This window comes from Solidesulfovibrio magneticus RS-1, from assembly GCF_000010665.1.
GTDB classification, from domain to species: domain Bacteria; phylum Desulfobacterota; class Desulfovibrionia; order Desulfovibrionales; family Desulfovibrionaceae; genus Solidesulfovibrio; species Solidesulfovibrio magneticus.
In genome coordinates, this window is the sequence record NC_012796.1 from 4,466,738 (window position 1) to 4,488,432 (window position 21,695).

General features: G+C 66.9%; 21 protein-coding genes. 11 read left to right on the forward strand and 10 right to left on the reverse strand.

Annotation, left to right across the window (positions count from 1 at the left end; genetic code table 11):
• Positions 1–286 precede the first annotated feature (286 nt).
• The 3 genes from DMR_RS18515 to DMR_RS18525 form a co-directional block, all read right to left on the reverse strand.
• A complete protein-coding gene (locus DMR_RS18515; RefSeq protein ID WP_015862571.1) occupies positions 287–535 on the reverse strand; it encodes a hypothetical protein in 249 nt (82 codons plus the stop codon).
• Positions 532–1,899: an aldehyde dehydrogenase family protein gene (locus tag DMR_RS18520; RefSeq protein ID WP_043601099.1), complete on the reverse strand. Its 1,368-nt coding sequence runs from the start codon at positions 1,897–1,899 to the stop codon at positions 532–534. The genes DMR_RS18515 and DMR_RS18520 overlap by 4 nt, the downstream gene beginning before the upstream one ends.
• 209 nt (positions 1,900–2,108) lie before the next feature.
• Entirely contained in the window at positions 2,109–2,861 is a 753-nt protein-coding gene (locus DMR_RS18525) for a sulfite exporter TauE/SafE family protein (RefSeq protein WP_015862573.1), read from the reverse strand.
• A 123-nt stretch (positions 2,862–2,984) separates the two neighbouring features.
• Between DMR_RS18525 and DMR_RS18530 the strand changes: the two genes are divergently transcribed.
• Positions 2,985–3,908 (forward strand): LysR family transcriptional regulator, encoded by a 924-nt coding sequence (locus DMR_RS18530; protein WP_015862574.1) that lies wholly within the window; start codon positions 2,985–2,987, stop codon positions 3,906–3,908.
• A 44-nt stretch (positions 3,909–3,952) separates the two neighbouring features.
• On the opposite strand, the gene DMR_RS18535 is transcribed toward DMR_RS18530, so the two are convergent.
• The 3 genes from DMR_RS18535 to lepA all read right to left on the reverse strand — a co-directional run bounded on the left by DMR_RS18535 (position 3,953) and on the right by lepA (position 7,637).
• Positions 3,953–5,053, reverse strand: coding sequence for an AbrB family transcriptional regulator (locus tag DMR_RS18535; RefSeq protein ID WP_015862575.1), 1,101 nt, complete (start codon positions 5,051–5,053; stop codon positions 3,953–3,955).
• A gap of 109 nt (positions 5,054–5,162) precedes the next feature.
• The gene (gene lepB, locus DMR_RS18540) at positions 5,163–5,762 is read right to left on the reverse strand and encodes a signal peptidase I (RefSeq protein WP_015862576.1); all 600 of its coding nucleotides are present in this window, start codon (positions 5,760–5,762) and stop codon (positions 5,163–5,165) included.
• Positions 5,763–5,834: 72 nt separating this feature from the next.
• Positions 5,835–7,637 (reverse strand): translation elongation factor 4, encoded by a 1,803-nt coding sequence (gene lepA / locus DMR_RS18545; RefSeq protein ID WP_015862577.1) that lies wholly within the window; start codon positions 7,635–7,637, stop codon positions 5,835–5,837.
• A gap of 300 nt (positions 7,638–7,937) precedes the next feature.
• Between lepA and sat the strand changes: the two genes are divergently transcribed.
• From sat to DMR_RS18565, 5 genes are all read left to right on the forward strand, one after another.
• Positions 7,938–9,218, forward strand: coding sequence for a sulfate adenylyltransferase (gene sat / locus DMR_RS18550; RefSeq protein ID WP_015862578.1), 1,281 nt, complete (start codon positions 7,938–7,940; stop codon positions 9,216–9,218).
• A gap of 223 nt (positions 9,219–9,441) precedes the next feature.
• Entirely contained in the window at positions 9,442–9,771 is a 330-nt protein-coding gene (locus tag DMR_RS18555; protein ID WP_015862579.1) for an ArsR/SmtB family transcription factor, read from the forward strand.
• A 56-nt stretch (positions 9,772–9,827) separates the two neighbouring features.
• The gene (locus DMR_RS18560) at positions 9,828–10,412 is read left to right on the forward strand and encodes a flavodoxin family protein (RefSeq protein ID WP_015862580.1); all 585 of its coding nucleotides are present in this window, start codon (positions 9,828–9,830) and stop codon (positions 10,410–10,412) included.
• Positions 10,385–10,813, forward strand: a complete 429-nt coding sequence (locus DMR_RS25820) for a putative quinol monooxygenase (RefSeq protein WP_407636330.1) — start codon at positions 10,385–10,387, stop codon at positions 10,811–10,813. Before DMR_RS18560 ends, DMR_RS25820 begins: the two co-directional genes overlap by 28 nt.
• A gap of 264 nt (positions 10,814–11,077) precedes the next feature.
• Positions 11,078–14,245, forward strand: a complete 3,168-nt coding sequence (locus DMR_RS18565; RefSeq protein WP_015862581.1) for a UvrD-helicase domain-containing protein — start codon at positions 11,078–11,080, stop codon at positions 14,243–14,245.
• Positions 14,246–14,248: 3 nt separating this feature from the next.
• Here DMR_RS18565 and DMR_RS25110 read toward each other — a convergent pair whose 3' ends face one another.
• Complete coding sequence (locus DMR_RS25110; protein WP_165352056.1) at positions 14,249–14,392, reverse strand: hypothetical protein; 144 nt, start codon at positions 14,390–14,392, stop codon at positions 14,249–14,251.
• Between the two features lie 129 nt (positions 14,393–14,521).
• Between DMR_RS25110 and cbiR the strand changes: the two genes are divergently transcribed.
• Genes cbiR through DMR_RS18580 form a run of 3 tightly spaced genes read left to right on the forward strand, consistent with a single transcriptional unit; the run spans position 14,522 to position 16,892 of the window.
• Positions 14,522–15,301 (forward strand): cobamide remodeling phosphodiesterase CbiR, encoded by a 780-nt coding sequence (cbiR, locus tag DMR_RS18570; RefSeq protein WP_015862582.1) that lies wholly within the window; start codon positions 14,522–14,524, stop codon positions 15,299–15,301.
• Positions 15,298–15,816 carry a bifunctional adenosylcobinamide kinase/adenosylcobinamide-phosphate guanylyltransferase gene (locus tag DMR_RS18575; protein ID WP_015862583.1) on the forward strand — a complete coding sequence of 173 codons (519 nt, stop codon included), beginning with the start codon at positions 15,298–15,300 and terminating at the stop codon, positions 15,814–15,816. The genes cbiR and DMR_RS18575 overlap by 4 nt, the downstream gene beginning before the upstream one ends.
• Positions 15,813–16,892 (forward strand): DHH family phosphoesterase, encoded by a 1,080-nt coding sequence (locus tag DMR_RS18580; protein ID WP_015862584.1) that lies wholly within the window; start codon positions 15,813–15,815, stop codon positions 16,890–16,892. The genes DMR_RS18575 and DMR_RS18580 overlap by 4 nt, the downstream gene beginning before the upstream one ends.
• Here DMR_RS18580 and DMR_RS18585 read toward each other — a convergent pair.
• From DMR_RS18585 to DMR_RS18595, 3 genes are all read right to left on the reverse strand, one after another.
• Positions 16,832–18,178, reverse strand: coding sequence for a protein kinase domain-containing protein (locus DMR_RS18585; RefSeq protein ID WP_043601102.1), 1,347 nt, complete (start codon positions 18,176–18,178; stop codon positions 16,832–16,834). The genes DMR_RS18580 and DMR_RS18585 overlap by 61 nt on opposite strands.
• Positions 18,179–18,361: 183 nt before the next feature.
• Positions 18,362–19,006, reverse strand: coding sequence for a CatB-related O-acetyltransferase (locus DMR_RS18590; RefSeq protein WP_015862586.1), 645 nt, complete (start codon positions 19,004–19,006; stop codon positions 18,362–18,364).
• 149 nt (positions 19,007–19,155) lie between these two features.
• Positions 19,156–20,100 carry a glycosyltransferase family 2 protein gene (locus DMR_RS18595; RefSeq protein WP_015862587.1) on the reverse strand — a complete coding sequence of 315 codons (945 nt, stop codon included), beginning with the start codon at positions 20,098–20,100 and terminating at the stop codon, positions 19,156–19,158.
• 372 nt (positions 20,101–20,472) lie between these two features.
• Here DMR_RS18595 and DMR_RS18600 point away from each other — a divergent pair, with 372 nt between their 5' ends.
• Together DMR_RS18600 and DMR_RS18605 are read left to right on the forward strand one after the other, a co-directional pair.
• Positions 20,473–20,661, forward strand: coding sequence for a ferredoxin (locus DMR_RS18600; protein ID WP_006919264.1), 189 nt, complete (start codon positions 20,473–20,475; stop codon positions 20,659–20,661).
• Positions 20,662–20,797: 136 nt separating this feature from the next.
• On the forward strand, positions 20,798–21,646 hold the full coding sequence (locus DMR_RS18605; protein ID WP_015862588.1) for a YkgJ family cysteine cluster protein: 849 nt from the start codon (positions 20,798–20,800) through the stop codon (positions 21,644–21,646).
• Positions 21,647–21,695 lie beyond the last annotated feature (49 nt).

Consider the following 21,695-nt stretch of genomic DNA (forward strand, 5'->3'; position numbering starts at 1 on the left):
GGAATATTAGCCAATGCCCTTTCGGCTTCTGCAGGCAAGGGACACCCGGAGATGGCCATGGCCGGGGCCGCGCCTCATGGGGCGGTACAAATCCTTGTCCCGGTCCCCTCTCCGCCCCTTGCCCTTTCCGGGCGAGGGCCGGCGGTGGAGCCTGGGCGGCCGCGCCGGTCCGGCCCAGGGCGAAGCCCGGACGCGGCTGCCGCGACAACGCGCGTCGCTTTGCCGGCCTGGGCTTCTCGACTAGTAGTTTGCATAGCCTGGACGCGCTCCCCACAACACCGCGCCGCTACTGCGGCATGAGCAGGCGGTTCTTCTTGCGCCGGGCGATCTCCCACTCGGTGTCGAGCATGAGCTTTTCCTGCTTGGCCGCGAAAATCTCCTGGGCATGGCTGACCCCGGCCTTGTGGTCCTCGGCGGCCATGAAATCCCGGGCGCGCTTTTCCGCCGCCGCCTTGCGCTCGAGCAGTTCGGCCATCTCGGCTTCAATGGCCGCCACCTGGGCCTCGATGTCCTGCGGGACAATCTCTTCGCTCATGAATCCTCCACCACGATGGTCTTGATGTTGGCAAATTCCAAAAGCCCGTGCCGGGCCAGCTCCCGGCCGTAGCCCGAACGCTTGACCCCGCCAAAGGGCAGCCGGAAATCCGAACGCGGCACGGCGTTGACCGTGGCCATGCCCACCTCCAGCCGCCGGGCCAGGGCCAGGCCCCGGGGCACGTCGGCCGTCCAGACGCTGCCGGCCAAGCCGTAGGGCGAGGCATTGGCCAGGGCCAAGGCGTCCTCGGCGTCATCCGCCGCGATCAGCGCCGCCACCGGGCCGAAAAGCTCTTCGTCAAAGGCCGGCATCCCCGGCCGCACGTCGGCCAAAAGTGTTGGCGCGTAGAAATAGCCCGGCCGGTCCAGACGATGGCCGCCGGCCACCAGCCGCGCCCCGGCGGCCAAGCTCTCGCGCACCTGCCGGTCGAGATTTTCCAGCAGATCCAGCCGGGCCAGGGGACCGACCGTGGCCGCCGGGTCGTCGGGGTCGCCCGCCCGGTGGGCGGCGAGACGCTCGGCCAGCCGCCGGGTGAAATCGTCATAGAGCGGGCGCTCGACAATGAAACGCTTGGCCGCGATGCAGGCCTGGCCGCACACCCGCATCCGGGCCGTCTCGGCCGCCGAGCAGCAGTCGTCCAACACGGCGTCAGCCAGCACAATAAAGGCGTCGGCCCCGCCCAGCTCCATCACGGCCTTTTTCACCGCCGCCCCGGCCAAGGCCCCCACGGCCGCGCCGGCCGCCGCCGAGCCGGTCAGCGTCACCCCGGCCACGGCCGGATGGGCAATGGCCTGGCCCACCAGCCCCTCGGGCAGGCGCAACACCCGCACCAGATCGGCCGGGAAACCGGCCTCGGGGAAAAGCGCCTCCAGGGCCAGGGCCGAGCCCATGACGTTGGGCGCGGGCTTAATCGCCGCCGCGTTGCCCACGGCCAAAAGCGGAGCCACGGCCCGGATCGCCTGCCAATACGGGAAATTCCAGGGCATGACGGCCAGGATCGTGCCCAGCGGATCGTAGACGATCAGGCGTCGCCCGGTCTCGGACGGCACAGCCTCGTCGGCCAGCCAGCGCGGGGCCATCTTGGCGTAGAACCGGCACGCCCGGGCGCAACGCCGCACCTCGGCCTCGGCCTCGGGCCTGAGCTTGCCCATCTCCCAACTGGCCAGCCGGGCCAGCTCCGGAACCCGGGCCTCGAAAAGATCGGCCAGACGCACAAGCGCCCGGCAACGCTCGTCCAACGGCACGTCGCGCCATAGCCGCCAGGCGGCCCGGCCGGCGTCAAGAATCGCGGCCATGGCGGCGGCGTCATGGGCCTCATAGGAGGCAAAAGGCTGGCTGGTGGCCGGATTTATGCTGACGAACATGGATATAGGACTACACGGCCGAAACGGCCATAGGGTTACGCGATTACAGGCGGCCGTCAGGCAAGCCAAAGGCGCGCACTCTACCGGTTTTGCCCAGCCAAGCCAAGGGGGAGAGGAAGAGGCCTCCGGCGGCCGGGGGCCTGAGGCCCCCGGACCCCCCAAATGGGTTTAAGTAAATGACGGGGGTGCAACGAGGGGCGGTAGGGAGATCAACGGCCGAGGAGGCCGGCGAGGCCCTGGGCCAGGAGCGTGACGGCGTTGAAGGCCAGGATGGCCAGGATGATGCGGCGGAAAGCCGCTTCGCCCACCCGGCCGCACAGCTTCATGCCGACGAAAATGCCGGCGGCCAAGGCCGGCAAGGCCAACCCGGTGCGGCCAAGCACCGCCCTGGTCACCAGCCCCGCTGCGGCCTGGGAGGTCACCACGCCGCAGCCGGCCAGGAAGAAATAGGACACCAGCGTGGCCCGCAAGGCGTCGCGGGGCAGCCCCAGCCGGCTCATCCAGGCCACGATGGGCGGGCCGTTGATGCCGATGGCCCCGCCCATGCCCCCGGCGACCAGCCCGGCCAGCACGCCCCAGCCCCGGCCCCGGCCGGCCGTGGACACCTGCGCGCCGGGCCGACCCTGCATGATCACGAAGACGAGAATCGCCGCAGCCAACACAAGCTTCAACCAATCGCCGGAAACGACCCGCAAAATGTACGCCCCAAACGGCATGGCCGGCAGGGACGAGACGATGAGCAGCACGAGCAGGCCGCGCCGCACATGGCCGCGCAGCCGGACGACCATGACGAGGTTGAGCGTCACGGCCAGGGTGGTGCACACCGGCACCGCTACCTTGAGATCAAGGACGAGGGCCAGGATGGGCAAGGCCACCAGGGTCGAGCCGAAACCGGCCAAGCCTTGGGTGAAACCGCCGGCAAAGGCGGCCAGCCACAGCAGCACGAGGTGCGACAAAGCCATGATCCGTTTCCGTTCCTGTTCACGGCTGGGGCCGTGTTGCAAATTCCCAAACGTTGCCCGCCAGCCTAATCCGGTCTATTTTTCCTGGCAAACGCCTAATTCGGCACGCGAGGTTTCAAAAACATGCACATGCTCGACCCCTGGCAGCTCAAGGCCTTTCTGACGGCGGCCTCGGCCGGGTCGCTGCGCCGGGCGGCCGAGGAACTGTCCCTGTCGCCTTCGGCCGTCACAGCCCGCATCAAGGCCCTGGAGGAGGCCGTGGGCGTGCCCCTTTTTTCGCGCACCGGCAACCGGGCCACACTCACCGAACACGGCCGGCGGCTTGTCGGCTACGCCAGGCGGCTGCTGGATCTCGAAGCCGAGGCCCGGCAACGGCTGACGGGCGGCGGCGAGGACGGGCCACAACTCACGGTGCGGCTGTCGGAAAGCCTGGGACTGGCCGTGCTGCCGGCCGTGCTGGCCGCTTTTCGGGCGCGCCATCCCGGGGTGCGGTTGATCCTGGCCCAGCGTTCGGCGGCCGGATTGGCCCGGGACCTGCGCCACGGCGTGGTCGACTGCGGCGTCATCCTCGGCCAGCCCTACGCCGCCGAGGGCATCGCGGCCACGGTGATCCACCGCGAACCGCTGGTCGCCATCGCGCCGCCGGGGGACGCTCTGGCCGGCCGAAACGCCGTCGGGCCGGCCGACCTGTATGGCCGCGAACTCTTTGTCACGCCCCAGGTCTGGGGATTTCGGGAACGGCTGGAGCAGGGGCTGGACCGGGCCGGAGCCGTGCCGGCCTCGGTGACGGAATGCGGCAGTCTGGCGCTACTCGCGCGCTGCGTGGCGGCGGGGCTGGGAATGGGGCTGGCTCCGAGGCTGGCGGCGGCGGCCTTGTCGCCCGGCGGCGAACTGGCGCTTATCCCCTGGGCCGAGCCGGGGTTCACGGCGGCGGTGACGGTGATGCGGCTGGCCGGCCGCGCCCCCGGACCGGCCGAAGCGGCCTTTCTCAACTGCCTCGGCGAGGCCATCGCCACGGCTTCCCAAAAAGACCCACTGCGCCCCTAATCCCTCCCTTTACCCCTTTTCCCCTATCGGGGGGTCCGGGGGCCTCAGGCCCCCGGCCGCCGGAGGCACTCTTCCGCCTTCACCTCTTCCTTCTTCTCCTCCCCCCCCCGCGCCTCGGCGCGGCCGGCCAGAAATCGGGCCATGGGCGGGGCCAGGAGCACGACCAGGAAGAAGCGCATGGTCTGCATGGTCATGACCACGGCGAAGTCCACGCCTGGCGAGCTGGCGGCGATGACGGCCACGGAGTCCATGCCGCCGGGGCTGGCGGCCAGGTAGGCGGTCAGCGGGTCCATGCCGGTGGTCTTGGCCAGAAGCCAGGACAGCCCACCGCAAAAGGCGATGAGCGCCAAGATGCCTACGAGGATGGCCGGCACGGCCCGGGCGGCGTAGAGGGCGACCTTTTGGGTGAACCCCAGGCCCACCCGCCAGCCGATGGCGGCGTAGGCGGCGGCGAGAAGCCAGGGCGGCAGGTCGATTTCGACGAGTCCGGTCAGGCGCAGGGCCGCGCCCAGGAACATGGGGACGAGCATGGCTCCGCCGGACAGGCGCGTACAAAGGCCGGCCAGTGCGCCAAGGCCGATGAGCCCCAGGGCCGGGGCCAGGCCGGCGGTCAGCGGCGGCAGCCAGACCGTGGCCTGGTGCGGCGGGGCGCTGCCGCCGGCCGCCCGGGCGACCACGGTGGCGGCCAGGGCCACGCACAGCACGCGCAGGTATTGCATGAAGGCGACGAGCCGGGCGTCGGCCCCGCAGGCGTCGGCCATGACGACCATGGCGGCGGCTCCGCCCGGGGACGCGCCCCAGATGGCCGTGGTTCCGGGCATGACGCGCAGGCGGCACAGGACCAGCCCCATGGCGGCGCTGGCCACGATGCCGGCCAGGATGACCAGGGAAAACAGATGCCAGTGGCTCAGGAATTCGGGCAGCACGGCCGGCGAGGCGGCCCGGGCGATGAGGCAGCCGACGACGGCCTGGGCCAGGACGAAGGGCGTATCGGGCAGGCGGATGGACGCGCCGCCAAGGGCCACGGCGATGCCGGCGACCATGGGGCCGAGCAGCAGGGCGGCCGGCAGCTCCAGGGCAGAAAAGCCGGCGGCCAGCAAAACGGTCAAGGCCAGCAGCCCAAGCCACTGGCCTTTCTTTCTCATGGATTGCGTCCCAGGCGTGTTGCCCAAGGTCACCCCTCCCCCCTTTTCCCCATGTGGGGGGTCCGGGGGCCTCAGGCCCCCGGCCGCCGGAGGCACTCTTATTCTGGTACTACTTCACCATGCGGCCGATGCGGTCGAAGCGGATTTCGGAGGGGCCGTCCCAGGACCAGTAGATGACCCAGGCCTTGCCGCGGATTTTTTCCTTGTCGACAAAGCCCCAGAAGCGGGAGTCGTAGGATTCGTCGCGGTTGTCGCCAAGGACGAAGTATTTGCCGGCCGGCACGGTGATGGGGCCGAAGTTGTCGCGGCGCTGCTGGGCGTTCGGGTCGGTGTGTTTGATGTAGGGTTCGACGAGCTTTTCGCCGTTGCGGAAAAGCGCCTTGTCCTTCATTTCCACCACGTCGCCGGGCAGGCCGATGATGCGTTTGATGAAGTCCTTGGAGGTGTCTTCGGGGAACTCGAAGACGATGACGTCGCCGCGTTGCGGGTCTTCCACGGGCATGATCACCTTGTCGGTGAAGGGGATGCGGGTGCCGTAGAGGAATTTGTTGACGAGCAGGTGGTCGCCGATGAGCAGGGTGTCGAGCATGGACCCCGACGGGATCTTGAAGGCCTGGACCACGAAGGTGCGGATGACGAAGGCCAGGATCAGGGCGACAGCCAGGGCTTCCAGGTATTCCAAGAGCACTTTTTGCCATCTCGGATTCATGGGCGCGGTTCCTTTTTGGTGGTGTTGGGGCGCGTCGCGAGGGCGCGCGCGGAAAAGGCGGACGGGCCGGGACTAATCGTCCCCGGCCCGCAGCGCGGCGAGGAAGGCTTCCTGGGGCAGTTCGACGTTGCCCATGCGCTTCATGCGCTTCTTGCCTTCTTTCTGTTTTTCCAAGAGCTTGCGTTTGCGTGTGATATCGCCGCCGTAGCATTTGGCGATGACGTTCTTGCCGACCGGGGCGTTGCGCTCGCGGGCGATGATCTTGGTGCCGATGGCGGCCTGGATGATGACCTCGAAGAGCTGGCGGGGGATGACCCGCTTGAGGCGCAGGGCCAGGGCCCGGCCGTAGTGGTAGGCGTTTTCGCGGTGGACGATGACGGCCAGGGCATCCACGGGATCGCCGTTGATCATGATGTCGAGCTTGACCAGATCGGAGGCCCGATAGTCCACGATTTCGTAGTCGAGGGAAGCGTAGCCGCGGGTGGCGGATTTGAGGCGGTCGAAGAAATCGTAGACGATCTCGGCAAAGGGCAGCTCGTAGGTGATGATGACGCGGGTGGCGGTCAGGTAGCGGACGTCCTTTTGGATGCCGCGCTTTTCCTCGCACAGTTTGAACACGCCGCCCACGTACTCGTTGGGGGTATGGATCTCCAGGCGGGCGAAGGGTTCGTAGAGGGCGGCGATCTCCTGGGTCTTGGGCAGTTTGCTGGGGTTGTCCACGGGGATGACCGCGCCGGAGAGCGTCTCGACCTTGTAGACCACCGAGGGGGCGGTGGCGATGAGGTTGGCTCCGAATTCGCGTTCCAGGCGTTCCTGGATGATCTCCATGTGGAGCAGCCCCAGAAATCCGCAGCGGAACCCGAAGCCCAGAGCCTGGGAGGTCTCGGGCTCGTAGGTGAAGGCGGCGTCGTTTAGGCGCAGCTTTTCCAGCGCGCCTTTCAAGACTTCGTACTCGGCGGCGTCCACGGGGTAGAGGCCGCAGAACACCATGGGCTTGACCTCTTTGAATCCCGGCAGGGCCTCGGCGGCGGGATTTTCGGCCAGGGTCACGGTGTCGCCCACCCGGGCGTCGGTGAGGGTCTTGATGTTGGCGCACAAGAAACCGGCCTCGCCCGGGCCAAAGGACGGGATGTCGACCGGGCCGGGGGAAAACGCGCCCAGGCGGATGACCTCGAAGTCGGCCCCGGTGGACATCATGCGGATGCGCTGGCCCAGGCGGACGGAGCCTTCCATGACGCGAAAAAGCACCACCACGCCCTGGTAGGAATCGTACCAGGAATCGACGACCAGCGCCCGAAACGGCGCGTCGGCCTGGCCCTTGGGCGGCGGGATGCGAGCGATGATCTGTTCGAGCACGGCCCCGACGTTGGCCCCGGTCTTGGCCGAGACGGACACGGCGTCGGCGCAGGGGATGCCGATGGCCTCCTCGATGTCCTTTTTGACGGCTTCGGGGTCGGCGCTGGGCAAGTCGATCTTATTGAGGACCGGGATGATTTCCAGGTCGTTGTCCAGGGCCAGGAACACGTTGGCCAGCGTCTGGGCCTCGACGCCCTGGGTGGCGTCGACGACGAGCAGCGCGCCTTCGCAGGCGGCCAGGCTGCGGGAAACCTCGTAGGAAAAATCGACGTGGCCCGGGGTGTCGATGAGGTTTAAGATGTAGTCCTTGCCGTCGGCCGCTTTATAAGGAATGCGGACGGTCTGGGCCTTGATGGTGATGCCGCGTTCGCGCTCGAGGTCCATGCGGTCGAGGTATTGCTCGCGCATCTCCCGGGCGGTGATGACGCCGGTGAGTTCGAGGATGCGGTCGGCCAGGGTGGATTTCCCATGGTCGATGTGGGCAATGATGCTGAAATTTCGGATGCGGGACGTGTCCATGCGGGGGGTGCCTTTGAGAGAAGCGCGCGATTGATCGAACCGCGTCATAAAGGAAGCCGTGTCCAAGGTCAATGCGGCGCAGGAAACGCGTCCCGGGAACGGTCGGGGCCGGACAAAAAATCCGCCTGCCGGCGAGTGGTACGGGGACATTTTCGTGTCCTTTGACACATTTTTCACTTGGTATTCCCTGGGGGCTGGTGTATGAAGGAGCCCACTCATGGGGACAACCGGTTCCGGAAAATCGCCGGCCCCCGTTGAAACGCGGAAACTTTAACAAAATCACCGGTAAGGAGGCTTTACATGTCCAAATTGGTTCCGCCGCATGGAGGCAAAGGCCTGGTCATCCGTCTGATGGAAGGCGCTGCCAAGGAAGCCGAACTGAAGAAGGCCGCCGGCCTCAAGAAAGTGCAGATCACCGCCCAGGAAAAGGGCGACCTGATCATGATCGGCATCGGCGGCTTCTCGCCGCTGGACGGCTTCATGACCAAGGCCGACTGGAAGAGCTCCGTTGAGAAGATGACCCTGGCCGACGGCACCTTCTGGCCCGTCCCGGTCGTCCTGGCGGTGACCAAGGAAGAAGCCGCCGGCATCAAAGAGGGCGAGGAAATCACCCTCGAGCGCAACGGCGAAATCTACGCCACCATGAAGGTCACCGAGAAGTACGAGCTGACCGAAGCCGACAAGAAGTGGGAATCCGAGCTGGTCTACAAGGGCGCCGGCGACGACTCCGCCGACGACAAGTTCTGGAAGATCGCTCTTGACGACCATCCGGGCGTCAAGATGGTCATGGAGCGCAAGGACGTCTGCCTGGCCGGCCCGGTCAACGTGCTGTCCGAAGGCGAGTACCCGACCAAGTACAAGGGCGTGTACCTGCGTCCGGCCGAAACCCGCGCCATGTTCGACGAGCGCGGATGGGGCACCGTCGCCGCTCTGCAGCTGCGCAACCCCATGCACCGTTCGCACGAGTACCTGTGCAAGATCGCCATCGAAGTTTGCGACGGCGTCATCATCCACTCGCTGATCGGCAACCTGAAGCCCGGCGACATCCCGGCCGAAGTCCGCGTGAAGTGCATTGACACCCTGTGCAAGTACTACTTCGTGGAAAAGAACGTCATCCAGGGCGGCTACCCCCTCGACATGCGTTACGCCGGTCCCCGCGAAGGCCTGCTCCACGCCACCTTCCGCCAGAACTACGGCGTCAACAAGATGATCATCGGCCGTGACCACGCCGGCGTCGGCGACTTCTACGGCATGTTCGAAGCCCAGGAAATCTTCGACCGCATCCCCAAGGGCGGCAAGCCCGGCCAGGATCTGCTGTGCGAGCCCCTGAAGATCGACTGGACCTTCTACTGCTACAAGTGCGACGGCATGGCCTCCCTGCGCACCTGCCCGCACACCAAGGAAGACCGCGTCATCCTGTCCGGCACCAAGCTGCGCAAGATGCTGTCCGAGGGCGGCGAGATCCCCGACCACTTCGGCCGTGACGAAGTCCTCGTGATCCTGCGCGAGTACTACGAAGGTCTGACCGAGAAGGTCGAGATCAAGATGCACGGCGCTGCTTCCGGCGACTCCGCCAAATAAGCAGTCCGCGCAATCGATCCGATTGCTCCGGGGGGACGCGAAAGCGTCCCCCCGTTTTTTTTTGCACCAAACACTGACGGCCGAGGCATTGCGGCCACGCCGGGCGGCACGCTCAAGCCCACCGCCGCGCGACCACGGCGAGTGAGCGTTGGCGGCGTATTGCCGTGGTTGCGCGGCGGCAAGCCTGTTGACACCCCCGGGCGAGTCCTCTATAGTTCGAAACATGTCGAACACTGCGCCGGAACGCAGCGAGCAGGAACTGGAAGACGCGGCCCGCATGTTCAAGGCCCTTTCCAACCCGCATCGTCTCCGCATCTTCAAGACCCTTTCCACTTGCTGGGCCGGCCAGATCGTCACGGGGCCGGTCGAGAACTTCAGCAATTGCCAGCGGGAATTCGCCGAGCGCCTTGGCCTTGCGCCATCCACCGTCTCCCACCATTTCAAGGAATTGCGGCAGGCAGGCCTCATCCACATGAAACGAGACGGCAAAGACATGCTGTTCTGGGTGGACGACAACGCCGTCAAAGCCCTGCGCGCACTCCTGGACGGGTAGTTTTTTTGGGCCTTTAATTCGAAAGATTTCGAAATCTAAACATCAAGAAGGGTAAAATGAAGGTCATCACCATTTTGGGAAGCCCCAGAAGAAAGGGCAACTCCAGTTCCATCGCCCGGGTGTTCTCGGAGAAGGCGCAGTCGCTGGGGGCCGAGGTTTTCACCTATCACCTCAACACCATGGGGTTCAGGGGATGCCAGGGCTGCATGGCCTGCAAGGAAACCCTCGAACACTGCGTCCTGCGGGACGATCTCACCGAGGTGCTCGACGCCATCCACGGGGCCGACGTCCTGGTCATGGCCTCCCCGGTCTACTACCACAACGTATCCGGGCAATTTAAGACCTTCCTCGACCGTACGTTCTCCTTTTTGAAGCCGAACTTCTTCGGCCGTCCCGATCCCTGCCGGCTGCCCCCGGGCAAGAAAGCCCTGCTCATCTTCTCCCAGGGCCAGGGGGAAGACGCGTACCAATACCTGACCGAGCAGTATGCGTTCTTCATGAAGGCGTACGGCATGGAGCCGCCGCGATTCATCCGGGCCGTCGGGCTCAGTGAATCCTCAACCGCCGAGGACAGGCAGGCCTTCGCGGAAGAAGCCCAGGCCCTGGCGCAGGAATGGTGCGAAGGGGAGACGGGGCGCTGAAACCGTCTGTGGGAGCCCCATGCTCCGCCGCGCCACTGCGGCGTCAGCTCGTTACAGCGGAAAATTCCAAAAGGCTTCGGCCCCCTTGGAACAACGAGAGGAACGCTTATGATCATCGCGATCGTCAAGGCGACCATTCTGGAGAATGCGTACGAGAGGCTCAGAAAGGTCGCGAACATCCTGCACACACGTATGCCGCGCACGAGGAAGGGTGCGAGCAATACGAGTCGTTCATCGACGAAGACACCTTCCTCACCATTGAGCGCTGGAGCTCGCAACAGGCCCTGGATGCGCACCTGAAAAGCGCGCATGTGGCCACCTATGTGCCGCAATTAAGAGCCTGCGTCGTCGATGGCGCCTTTGCCGTGCAATTATCAAGAGCGACGACGATTCCTTTATGACGCTCTAAACAGCGCCTAAGGCACTTCCGGTCCTGGCGGCCAGGGAACAGGTGAGGACGTTTCCTTTGTCATGACGCTCCAAGCCGCGTCCCCTGGCCTCCTCCAGTGCCCGGCGGCCACAGCCGCTCCTGGCTGGCCGACGCCGCCATGGTCCACGCCGGCCTCCCGCCGTTGTCACCGGCGTCACCCAAACGCCGCCGCAAAGGCTCCCCACAGCCCCCGCCGCCCCTTGCCGCAGGCCGCCGATCCTTGTACCTTTCCCCCATGTCCTTTCTCGCCGATCTGCACATCCACTCCCGCCATTCCCGGGCCACCAGCAAAGGCCTCACCCCCCGCTGCCTCGCCGCCTGGGGCGAAGTCAAAGGCCTGGATGTGGTCGCCACCGGCGACTTCACCCACCCCGGCTGGCTGGAGGAACTCAAGGAGGCGCTGGCTCCCGGCGACGACGGGCTGCTGCATCTCACCGACCCGGCCGGACTGGCCCAGGAAATCCCCTGGCTGCCCGAAACGCGCTTCGCCGGTTCGACCCGGTTTCTGCTCTCGGCCGAGATCAGTTCCATCTACAAGCGCGGCGGCAAGGTCCGCAAAGTCCACAACCTGCTCTACGCCCCAAGCTTCGAGGCGGCCGAGCGCTTAAACGCCAAGCTGGCCAAGGTCGGCAACCTGACCTCCGACGGTCGGCCCATCCTGGGCCTGGACAGCCGCCATCTGCTGGAACTGACCCTGGAAACCGACCCCCTGTGTTTCCTCGTGCCGGCCCATATCTGGACGCCCTGGTTTTCGCTTTTCGGTTCCAAGTCCGGCTTCGATTCCATCGAGGAATGCTTCGGCTCGCTGTCGCGGGAAATCTTCGCCATGGAAACGGGCCTGTCCTCGGACCCGGACATGAACTGGACGCTCTCGGCCCTGGACCGTATCCGGCTCATCTCCAACTCCGACGCCCATTCCGGCGAAAAACTCGGCCGGGAATGCAACCTCTTCACCGGCCCGGCCTCCTACGCCGGCATCTTCGACGCCTTGCGCGGCAAGGCCGGCGAGACGGCCTTTGCCGGCACGGTGGAATTTTTCCCCGAGGAAGGCAAATACCACCTCGACGGCCACCGCGACTGCGGCGTGGCCATGGAGCCGGCCCAGGCCAAGGCCCTGGGCTGCCTGTGCCCCAAGTGCGGCAAGCCGCTGACCCTGGGCGTGCTGCACCGCGTCCTGGAGCTGGCCGACCGGGAGACGCCGGCGCGCCCGGACGGCGCGCCGGGCTTCACCTCGCTTATCCCCCTGGACGAAGTGGCCGGCGAGGTGCTGGGCGTTGGGCCCAAGACCGGCAAGGTCAAAAATCTCCTGACTACGCTTTTCGCCCGCTTCGGCACGGAAATCGCCATCCTTCGCGACGCGCCCGTGGAAGACCTGCGCCGGGTCCATCCGGCCCTGGGCGAGGCCGTGCGCCGCATGCGCCAGGGCCAGGTGTCGCGCCAGGCCGGCTACGATGGCCAGTACGGCCGCATCACCGTGTTTTCCGACGAGGAGCGCCGGGAGCTCAAGGCCGGCCGCTTCCGGGCCGGCGCGCCCATGGCCCGGCCGGCCGCCCGGGAGGCCGACGCCGCCGGCCCCGACGGCGACGCCCCGGCCGAACCTCCCCCTGCCCCATCCCTGGCCCGCGCCGCCGCCCCCGCCGCGCCGCTGCCGCGCGGCCTCACCCCGGATCAAAAGCGCGCCGCCGAAACCGCCGCCCGCCACGTGCTGACCGTGGCCGGCCCTGGCACCGGCAAGACCCATACGCTTTTAGCCCGCATCCGCGAACTGCTCTCCCACGGCGTGGCCGCCGACAAGATTTTGGCCGTCACCTTCACCCGCCGGGCCGCCGCCCAACTGCGCGAACGGCTTGCCCGCGACGACGCCGGCGGCGACATCCCCCGGGCCGACACCCTTCACGCCCTGGCCCTGGCCGCCCTGGCCGAGGCCGGCGGCAGCGAGCCCGTGGTGCTCTCGGAAGATTCCGCCAGGCGGCTGTTTGATCTGGCCAATCCCGAACTGCCCCGGTCCCGGGCCAAGAGCGCCTGGCAGGAACTGTCCCTGGCCCGGGAGAAAATGGCCCCGCCCGTGCTCACGCCCCAGGGCATGGCCGGCCCGGGCCTCTACGCCGCCCGCTACGCCGAGGCCAAGCGCCAGGCGAGGCTGTCCGATTTCACCGATCTGCTGGAAGGCTGGCTGGCCGCCATCGCCTCGGGCCGCTCGCGTCCGGCCTGGACCCATGTGCTGGTGGACGAGGTCCAGGACCTCACCCCCTTGCAACTGGCGCTTATCGCCGCCGTGTGCGGCCGCGACCGGGCCAGCCTTTTCGCCATCGGCGACCCGGACCAGTCCATCTACGGTTTTCGCGGCGCAACCGGCGGCGTGCGGGAGGCCCTGCGGGCCTTTTGGCCCGATCTCACGGAGATCGCGCTATCCGACAACTTCCGCTCGGCCGCCCCGTTGCTGACCCTGGCCGCCGGGGTGTTCCGGGGCCGCGCGGCCCTGGCCTCCCGGGCCGGGCCGGAGGTGCAGGCCCATTGCCGCATCGAGCTTTACGAAGCGCCCACGGCGGCAGCCGAGGCGGACTGGGTGGCCCAGCGCCTGTCCGGGCTTGTGGGCGGCTCGTCCCTGACGCTTTCCCGCGACTTCTCGGAAAAGCACCTCGCCCCGGGCGACATCGCCGTGCTGGTGCGCTTTTCCGGGCTCATCGGCCCCCTGCGCCAGGCCCTGTCCCGGGTGGGGCTGCCGGTGTCCGTGCCCGAGGCCGAGGCCTTTTTCAACGAACCCCGGGTGCGGCTGCTGCTCGCTGCCGCCGGCCTGCCCTACGGCATCCCGGCCCCGGAAACGGCCGGCACGCCGCCGGACATCCCCGAGCGGCTGCTGGAAAAAGGCCCGGCCGGGCTGACCGCCTTTTTGGAGGGCATTCTGCCCTTTGACGCGCTTTTCTGGCAGGGAGGGCCGTTTCGCGAGCTGTGCCGGGCCTACGAGGCCCATGGCGGCTGGCAGGGGCTTTTGGCCTACGTGGCCGCCCAAAACGAGCTGGAGCTGGTGGGGGCGAGGGCCGAGAAGGTGCGGATCATGTCCATCCACGCGGCCAAGGGGCTGGAATTCGGGGCGGTGTTCCTGCCGGCCCTGGAAGACGGACTGCTGCCCTTTGCCGGCTCGGATTTCCTGAGCGGCAAGCCCGGCCATCCGGCCGGACGCATGGACGAGGACGAAGAACGACGGCTTTTTTACGTGGGGCTGACCCGGGCCAAAAGCCGGCTCTACCTGTCCCACGCCCTGCGCCGGGAACTCTACGGCCGCAAGCTCAGGCTCAAGCGGTCGCGCTTTCTGGACGCCCTGCCCCTTGGCGGGGTGCGCCAGCTGGCCCTGCGGGCCCACACCGTGCGGGAAGCCAAACAGCTTGGACTTTTCGGAAAGTAAGGCCTACCAGATGTGGCGCCACAGCAGGCGCTCGTAGGCCCGCGTGAAACGGTGGGCTGCCGGCGCCTTGACGCCAAGGTCTTTGAGCCTACAGTAGACATGCAGCGGATTAAAAAAATGCTGCACGAAATCACGAAGTTGTCGCATACTACACTCACTTCGGGAACCTGGCCGGCCAGACGGGGAACGCCTCGTGCCGGCAACCCGCATTCCATACTCCCGGCGGGCAAAACCCTCAAGCCTTAACCTGTAACTTTTATATCCTAGAATTTCCAAATGTTCGCAAAAAGCAAGTCTCCGTTCTCCTGGCGCATCGCCGCGCCGAGCTGCGTGTGGCCCGAAACCGCCCTGGTCAATTGTCGCCGCCTGGCCCGCACCGTGCCCGAGGTCGGCCTGTATCTGCTGGAGCTCCACGCCTGCCTGGCCTACGGCCCGGAGGATCTGCCCCAGAAGCCCTACGGCCTTGTCTATCACCTCCATCTGCCCCTGGACCTGCCCTGGAGCCTGGGCGGCGAAACCGCCTTTGCCGTCATGGAGCGGCTGCTGGCCATGACCGCCCACCTGTCGCCCTGGGCCTACGTGCTCCATCCGCCCACCGACCCGGCCAGGCTCAAGGACTTTGTGGCCGCCTACACCGCCGCCGGCTTTGATCCGGCCGCCCTGCTGCTGGAAAACACCGACGCCGTGTCCCCGGCCGAAACCCTGGCCCTGGCCAAGGCCAACGGCTGCGGCCTGTGCCTGGACCTGGGGCATATGCTGGCCATGGGCCACAAGCTGCCCAAGGACGACCCGGAACTGGCGACGCGCGCCCGGATGCTCCACATCTATTCACCCTTTGGCCCCGAAGGGCCGCCCAAGGGCCGCAGCCACCTGCACCGCACCCTGACCTGCCTGTCGCCCGAAGGCCGCGACGAGCTGGTCTGGATGTTTAACAATCTCTCGCCCCAGACCGTGGTGCTGGAAATCTTCGCCCCCATGCATCTGGTCGAAGGTCTGGCCTGTGTGGAAGCCATCGCCTCGGGCGCGACACCTCCGGCCTGCGGTGGCGCGGCGTGATCCAGCTCGTCTTGGGCGGCGTGCGCTCGGGGAAATCGGCCCTGGGCGAGGAGCTTTTGGCCCAGGGTCCGGCCCCGCGCAGGGTGGTGGTCACGGGCAAGGCCCTGGACGTCGCCTTCCGGGAACGCATCCTGGCCCACAAGCGCGCCCGCGATCCGCAGCTGGCCGTCATCGAGACCGGGGCCGAGGCCATGGACGTCCTGGCCCGGGAATCGGCCCACGGCGGCACGGTGCTGCTGGACAGCCTGGACTTTTGGCTTTTTGCCTGTCATGGCGATGATGCGGACCGTCGCGTCCGGCTGGCCCGGGGACTTGCCCCCTACGCCGCCCCGGACGGCCCGCGATTGGTGGTGGTCAGCAGCGAAACGGGCCTTGGCCCCATCGCCGCCGACCCGGCCACGCGCCGGTTTGTCGATGCCCTTGGCGCGCTGAACCAGGCCGTGGCCGCCGCCGCCCACGACGTGCGCCTGGTCGCCGCCGGACTGTCCATCCAGCTCAAGGGAAACGCCGCATGAGCCCATCTCGCACCATGTCCCAGGCCGGGGCCGACCTCAACCAGGCCATCGGCCGGGGCGATCGCTGGCTGATCCTTATTAACGCTGACCCCGACGCCCTGGCCTCGGCCATGGCCCTGCGGCGCATCATGGCCTACCGGGCCGAGACCGTGGGCATCGCCCACGTCAACGAGGTCAAGCGGCCCGACAACCTGGCCATGATGCGGTTTTTGCGCATCCCATCGGTCCCCTTCGAGCCGGGCCTGTGCGCCGCCTACAACCGCTTCGCCATGGTGGATTCCCAGCCCCACCACCATCCTGCCTTCGCCGGGCGGCACTATTCCATCGTCATCGACCACCATCCCGTCCTGCCCGAGCAGCCCTGCAAGGCCGAATATTGCGACATCCGGCCGGACTACGGCTCGGTGAGCTCGATCATGGCCGAATACCTGCGGGGGCTGCGCATCCGGCCGGGCAAGCTCCTGGCCACGGCGCTGGTTTACGGCATCAAGACCGACACCCAGAGCTTCGAGCGCCACTTCATCGAAGCCGACGTGCGGGCCTTTAGCGCGCTGACCAAGCACGCCGACATGGTGCTTGTGCGCAAGATCATCTCCAGCGAATACCATCGCCGCTGGCTGAAATTTTTCTCCAAGGCGTTTCGCAAAATGCGCTTCGTGGGCGTGCGCGGGCTTTTCGTCTACATGGACGTCCTGGAGAGTCCGGACATCCTGGTCATGCTGGCGGATTTTTTCACCCGGGTCCACGGCCTGTCGTGGAACATGCTAGCGGCGGTGGTCAAGGGCATGGTGGTGGTGGTCTTTCGCGGCGACGGCATCGGCCGCAACATGGGCCACATGGCGGCCAAACTTTTCGGCGACATCGGCTCGGCCGGCGGCCACCGGGGCGCGGCCCGGGCCGAGATCCCGCTGGAAAAACTCGGCGGCAAGCCGGTGGAAGAGTTCCTCTACAAGCGTCTCACCGGCCATCGACTGCCGACCAAGGAGCAGTGCCCGGTGGAGTTTCCGGCAGCACCTCACGCCCCGCGCACGGCTCGGGCCGCGGCCGGACAGCAGAAGTCCGCCTTGGCCAAGTAGCCCAGCTCCACATCGGCCACCCAGGCCGAAACGTAATTGGCCCGATCAGCGCTCCAGACCCGGCGCACGGGCTGGGACAGTGCCGCCGGCTGGCAATAGCCCTCGCCCACGGGTTCTGGGGATAACAGCGTCATAAGCTCGGGGACGGTGGGCAGCCGCCAGTCGGCAAAGCCGCCAAACCGGGCGGCGTTGAGGGCCGCCACATAGGCCGCCGCCGCCGGCCAGGTCACGGCGTAGGGCGCGGCCTGGCGCGCCCAGCAAAGCCCCGTGGCCCCGTCCAGCACCACCCCGCCTCCCGTGTCCGCAAGCCGCCCCGGCCAGTAGGCCAGGGGCCGCCAGAGTTCGTCCAGGCTTAAGGCGGCCCGGGCCGCCCGGGCATCGACCATGGCCGGCTCGCTACGGGGCGCGGCCGCGCCGTCCGGCACGCAACGCGGACACAGCGATTCGGGCGCGGCGGCGCACACCCCGTCCATGCGCCGCCGCCAGGCGGCCAAAGCCGCGTCCAGGGCCTCGGCCATGGACCGGGCGTCGGCAAAGCGGCCGGCCGGGTTCTCGGCCAGGGCGCAGGCCAATAGTCCGTCGAAATCGTCGCCCAGCTCCGGCACGCGTTGCGAAGCGGCCCACTCGCCCCATTCGGGCAGGCAACCGGTGAGCATCCGAAAAAGGGTCACGCCCACGGCATAGAGGTCGGCACGGGCGTCGGCGCGCTCCGGGTCGTCCTCCTGCTCCGGGGCGGCATAGTACGGCGAGCCGACCTTGACGTTGGACGGACCGCCGAACGCCTCGCCGCGCACCTTGGACAGCCCAAGGTCGGTGATTTTGAGCACGTCGCCCTCGCTGACCAGCAAGTTGAAGGGCTTGACGTCGCGGTGGACGATGCCGGCGTAGTGCAGCCGGGCCAGGCCTTCCAGGAGCTGGGCGGCGTAGGAGCAGGCCCGGGGCACGGGCAGGCGGCGGCTTTTGGCCTCCACCCGGTAAGTTTCGCCGATGATGGAGCCCAGGGATTCGCCGTAGTACTCCATGACGAAAAAGGGCCACGGCCCGGACTCGTCATAGTCGAAGACGTCGACGAGGTTTTTGTGGCGCAGCCCGCCGAGCAGGGCTGCCTCGTCGCGGAAAAGCCGCCGCACCCGCTCCTCGCCCCACAGGCCCAGGGTCAGTTCGTTGGGCCGCAGGAGCTTGAGCGCCGCCATGCGGCCGATGACCGGCATGGAGGCCCGAAACACCGCGCCCATGCCGCCGCGTCCGAGCACCCCGTGAATCGCGTACTTTCCGATAGACCGCATCCGCCCCGCTCCTTCTGCATCGTCGCCAGCCGACGTTTCATCCCGCTGCGCCCCTCGTCCGGAGAGCCGCCCTGCGCCCAAAACCTTTAACCCTTCTCCCATGCGGGGGGTCTGGGGGCCTCAGACCCCCAGCCGCCGGAGGCATCTTCTCCCCCTCTTCGCTCCTCCCCCGCCTCGCCCCACCTACACCCGTTCCAGGGCGTCCACGTCGCCGGCGGCGAGCAGGGCCACGTGGCGGCTGATCTTGTCGATGGGCCAGTCCCACCAGGCCAGGGCGAGCAGGCGGGCCACCACGTCCTCGGGGAACCGTTGCCGAATGATCCGGGCCGGGTTGCCGCCGACCACGGCATAGGGCGGCACGTCCTTGGTGACCACGCTGCCGGCCGCCACCACCGCGCCGTCGCCGATGCGCTTGCCCGGCAGGATGAGGGACCCAAAGCCCAGCCAGACGTCGTTGCCGACCACGGTGTCGCCGCGATGGCCGTCGGGCAGGCCGGCTTTTTCCCAGCCGTGGCGGAAGATGGCGAAGGGATAGGTGGAAATGCCGTCCATGGCGTGGTTGGCCCCGTTCATGAGGAAACGCACGCCGCTGCCGATGGCGCAAAACGCGCCGATAAGCAGTTTGTCGCCGATGAAATCGAAGTGGTAAAGGACGTTTTGGTGTTCGAAATCCTCGGCGCGTTGGCCGGGCGTGCCGGTGACGTCGAAATAGGTATAGCGTCCGACCTGGATGTTGGGGTTTTTGACCACGTTTTCCAGGAACACCAGCTTGTCGTGGCCGGCCACGGGATAGATGGCCTGCCGGTCGGGGTAGGTTGTCGCGTCCATGCATCTCCCGCGCCCGCCGCCGGGCCGTTGTCGCTAACGACAAAACGCGCCCGACGCCGGGACCATTCCCGCGCCGTGCGCGTTTTTAAGACGTTATCCTGCCAGGGCTAGTCCGGCAACTCCCGGACCGAGGCGGACTGAGCGGGCCGCTACCCGCCCACCTTGAGGAGCCTCAGCTCCCCGGGCACGACCGGCCAGCGTCGGCGCGGCGCGACCACCGGCGCGTCGGGCAGGCCCTGCATGAACCGCCACACCCGCTCAAGCGGCATGTGGGAGCGCAGGTAGTCCTCGCACTTGGAGAAGCTGTAGTGATGGGCCAGGCTGCGCCCGAGCACGGCCACCTTCATGTGGCCCGCGGCCAGGGCAAGGTTGACGGCCTTCTCGTCGGTGGTGGTCTGGCCGGCCACCTTGGTGGTGGGGAACGGCAGCACAAGCCGCATCATACGCTGGTCAAAAATCACGCAGTTGATGGTGAGGTAGCCCACGTAGGCATACTTGGGCGGCGCGTCGCGCAGGTAGACCTCGGCCAGATTCTCGTGGACGAGCTTCTCCCACATCCAGCGATGGTAAACCCAGTTTTCCTCGATGGGCGGTCCGACGAACATGTGGCGTTCGGAGGGGTAGGACAGGCGCAGGAAGCGGTTGAGGACGTGGCGTCCGGGCGGGCTTATGGGCACAAGCGGCATGACCAGCGGCACGTCGGGACGTTCGGCGTGGTCGAGGTAGCCGTCGATCAAGTGTTCGAGCCAGTGAGGGGTGACGAACAGGTCTTCGTCGATCTTGATGATGACGTCGTCGATGTGGGCGGCGTAGATCTCGTTTTGGGCCTCCAGCACGGCCGGAACCAAGCCGCGCGGCCCGCGTTCCAGGAGCACGGCGTTGGCGTGGCGGGCCACGAAGCCCTTGGCCATGGCCAAGTGTTCCGGGGCCAAGGCGTTAGCCACAATGTAGATGCGCTTGAACCGGGAACAGTCGGTGTAGCGCTCCAGACAACGGATGCAGACGAGGAAGCAATCGAGCCTGTGCGAGGTGAGCAGCACCAGAACCGGTTGGATATCGCCGCGGCGCGGTCGAAGATAGGTTAGCTTGCCCATGGCCTTCCCTGGCTTTCAGGCATCCCTGCGTCAAAAGGTTAAACTACGGCTTCATCACGCTTTTCGGCATTTCCCAACAGGAACTTTAGCCCCTTTTTAATAAAAAAAACGTCCTCTTTTCAGCATGATACCAAGACGAACCAAGGGCGTGCCGGTTACGCCCCACGACAAGACTCCGACAGGAGCCCCCACAATACAGAAAAAAGTCACGGCAGCCCCGCTGCCGGGGCCGGCCGGTTCGCGCCGCCTTGACACGGGACGGACGCGACGGTAAGCCTGCCTGATCCTTCTGGGTCGTGTCTGCCATGCCTGACTAACCCTTCGTCATGACAACAAAATTTTTTTCATACGAAGTGGGAAGCGGAGGTGCTTATGGGATATCGCGTCATTGTCGACACGCAAAAATGCATTGGCGACGGCGAATGCGTGGACGTGTGTCCGGTGGAAGTTTATGAGATGCGGGACGGCAAGGCCGTGGCCGTCAACATGGAAGAATGCCTGGGCTGCGAATCCTGCGTCGAGGTGTGCGACCAGAAAGCCATCATCGTCGAAGAGCAGTAGCAAAGCATAGCAATATCAACCGGCAACGGGAGCGGGCGAAAGTCCCGCTCCCGTTGCCGTCTTGAGCCCGGGCCGCCCGACCCTCCGCCGGACACCGGGGAGGCGCGGCGCTGGCCCCGGCCGCCGGAGTCCGCCGATGCAGTTGGATTTTTCCCCCGCCTTTGCCCGCTATGAAGCCATTGCCGCCGAAGCCGACGCCGCCTTTGCCAAGGTCGCGTCCCTGTGCCCGGACATGGTCAGCTGCGGCGAAGGGTGCAGCGATTGCTGCCATGCCCTGTTCGACCTGACTTTTATCGAGGCCCTGTACCTCAACCGCAAATTCAACGAAGCCTTCCCGCCCGGCCCGGCCCGCGACGCCGTGCTGGAGCGGGCCAACGCCGCCGACCGCGACGCCGCCAAGCTCAAGCGCAAGGCCTTTCGGGCCGACGAGCAGGGCGTGTCCACCCGCGAGATCCTCGAAAGCATCGCCCGCGAGCGCATCCGCTGCCCGCTTCTGGGCGACGACGACCGTTGCATCCTCTACAAAAGCCGCCCCCTCACCTGCCGGCTCTACGGCGTGCCCCTGGAGATTTCCGGCGAGGCCCGTACCTGCGGCGCCGCCGGCTTCACCCCGGGCGGCCGCTATCCCACGGTCAAGATCGAAAAACTCCAGGACAAACTCGTGGCCCTGTCCCAGGAGCTGGTGGCCTCCATCCCCACCAAGCTGCCGCTGATGGCCGAAATGCTCGTGCCGGTGTCCTTTGCCCTGGTCACGGATTTCGACGACGAGTTCCTGGGCCTTTTGACCGAGGAAGAAATGGTCAAGCTCCACGAACAGGAAACCAAATGGGCGGCTGCCTCCGATCCCTTTGCTCCGGCCCCGGGCGGTTCGGCTTGCGGCTCCTGCGGCGAACAGGCCGGCTCACCGGCTTGTTCCTCCTGCACCGGCGGCACGTCCTGGGTCCTGCCCGGCCCGGACGGCGAGTCCGGCGGCAAGGCGGAATAGCGTCGCGCCACGAGGCGCGCTCCCGGCATCTTGCCGGAACCACGCCACA

Coding starts and splice junctions, on each gene's coding strand:
- DMR_RS18515 (WP_015862571.1), bottom strand. CDS start 535: ATGAGCGAAGAGATTGTCCCGCAGGACATCGAGGCCCAGGTGGCGGCC.
- DMR_RS18520 (WP_043601099.1), bottom strand. CDS start 1,899: ATGTTCGTCAGCATAAATCCGGCCACCAGCCAGCCTTTTGCCTCCTAT.
- DMR_RS18525 (WP_015862573.1), bottom strand. CDS start 2,861: ATGGCTTTGTCGCACCTCGTGCTGCTGTGGCTGGCCGCCTTTGCCGGC.
- DMR_RS18530 (WP_015862574.1), top strand. CDS start 2,985: ATGCACATGCTCGACCCCTGGCAGCTCAAGGCCTTTCTGACGGCGGCC.
- DMR_RS18535 (WP_015862575.1), bottom strand. CDS start 5,053: ATGAGAAAGAAAGGCCAGTGGCTTGGGCTGCTGGCCTTGACCGTTTTG.
- lepB (WP_015862576.1), bottom strand. CDS start 5,762: ATGAATCCGAGATGGCAAAAAGTGCTCTTGGAATACCTGGAAGCCCTG.
- lepA (WP_015862577.1), bottom strand. CDS start 7,637: ATGGACACGTCCCGCATCCGAAATTTCAGCATCATTGCCCACATCGAC.
- sat (WP_015862578.1), top strand. CDS start 7,938: ATGTCCAAATTGGTTCCGCCGCATGGAGGCAAAGGCCTGGTCATCCGT.
- DMR_RS18555 (WP_015862579.1), top strand. CDS start 9,442: ATGTCGAACACTGCGCCGGAACGCAGCGAGCAGGAACTGGAAGACGCG.
- DMR_RS18560 (WP_015862580.1), top strand. CDS start 9,828: ATGAAGGTCATCACCATTTTGGGAAGCCCCAGAAGAAAGGGCAACTCC.
- DMR_RS25820 (WP_407636330.1), top strand. CDS start 10,385: ATGGTGCGAAGGGGAGACGGGGCGCTGAAACCGTCTGTGGGAGCCCCA.
- DMR_RS18565 (WP_015862581.1), top strand. CDS start 11,078: ATGTCCTTTCTCGCCGATCTGCACATCCACTCCCGCCATTCCCGGGCC.
- DMR_RS25110 (WP_165352056.1), bottom strand. CDS start 14,392: ATGCGACAACTTCGTGATTTCGTGCAGCATTTTTTTAATCCGCTGCAT.
- cbiR (WP_015862582.1), top strand. CDS start 14,522: ATGTTCGCAAAAAGCAAGTCTCCGTTCTCCTGGCGCATCGCCGCGCCG.
- DMR_RS18580 (WP_015862584.1), top strand. CDS start 15,813: ATGAGCCCATCTCGCACCATGTCCCAGGCCGGGGCCGACCTCAACCAG.
- DMR_RS18585 (WP_043601102.1), bottom strand. CDS start 18,178: ATGCGGTCTATCGGAAAGTACGCGATTCACGGGGTGCTCGGACGCGGC.
- DMR_RS18590 (WP_015862586.1), bottom strand. CDS start 19,006: ATGGACGCGACAACCTACCCCGACCGGCAGGCCATCTATCCCGTGGCC.
- DMR_RS18595 (WP_015862587.1), bottom strand. CDS start 20,100: ATGGGCAAGCTAACCTATCTTCGACCGCGCCGCGGCGATATCCAACCG.
- DMR_RS18600 (WP_006919264.1), top strand. CDS start 20,473: ATGGGATATCGCGTCATTGTCGACACGCAAAAATGCATTGGCGACGGC.
- DMR_RS18605 (WP_015862588.1), top strand. CDS start 20,798: ATGCAGTTGGATTTTTCCCCCGCCTTTGCCCGCTATGAAGCCATTGCC.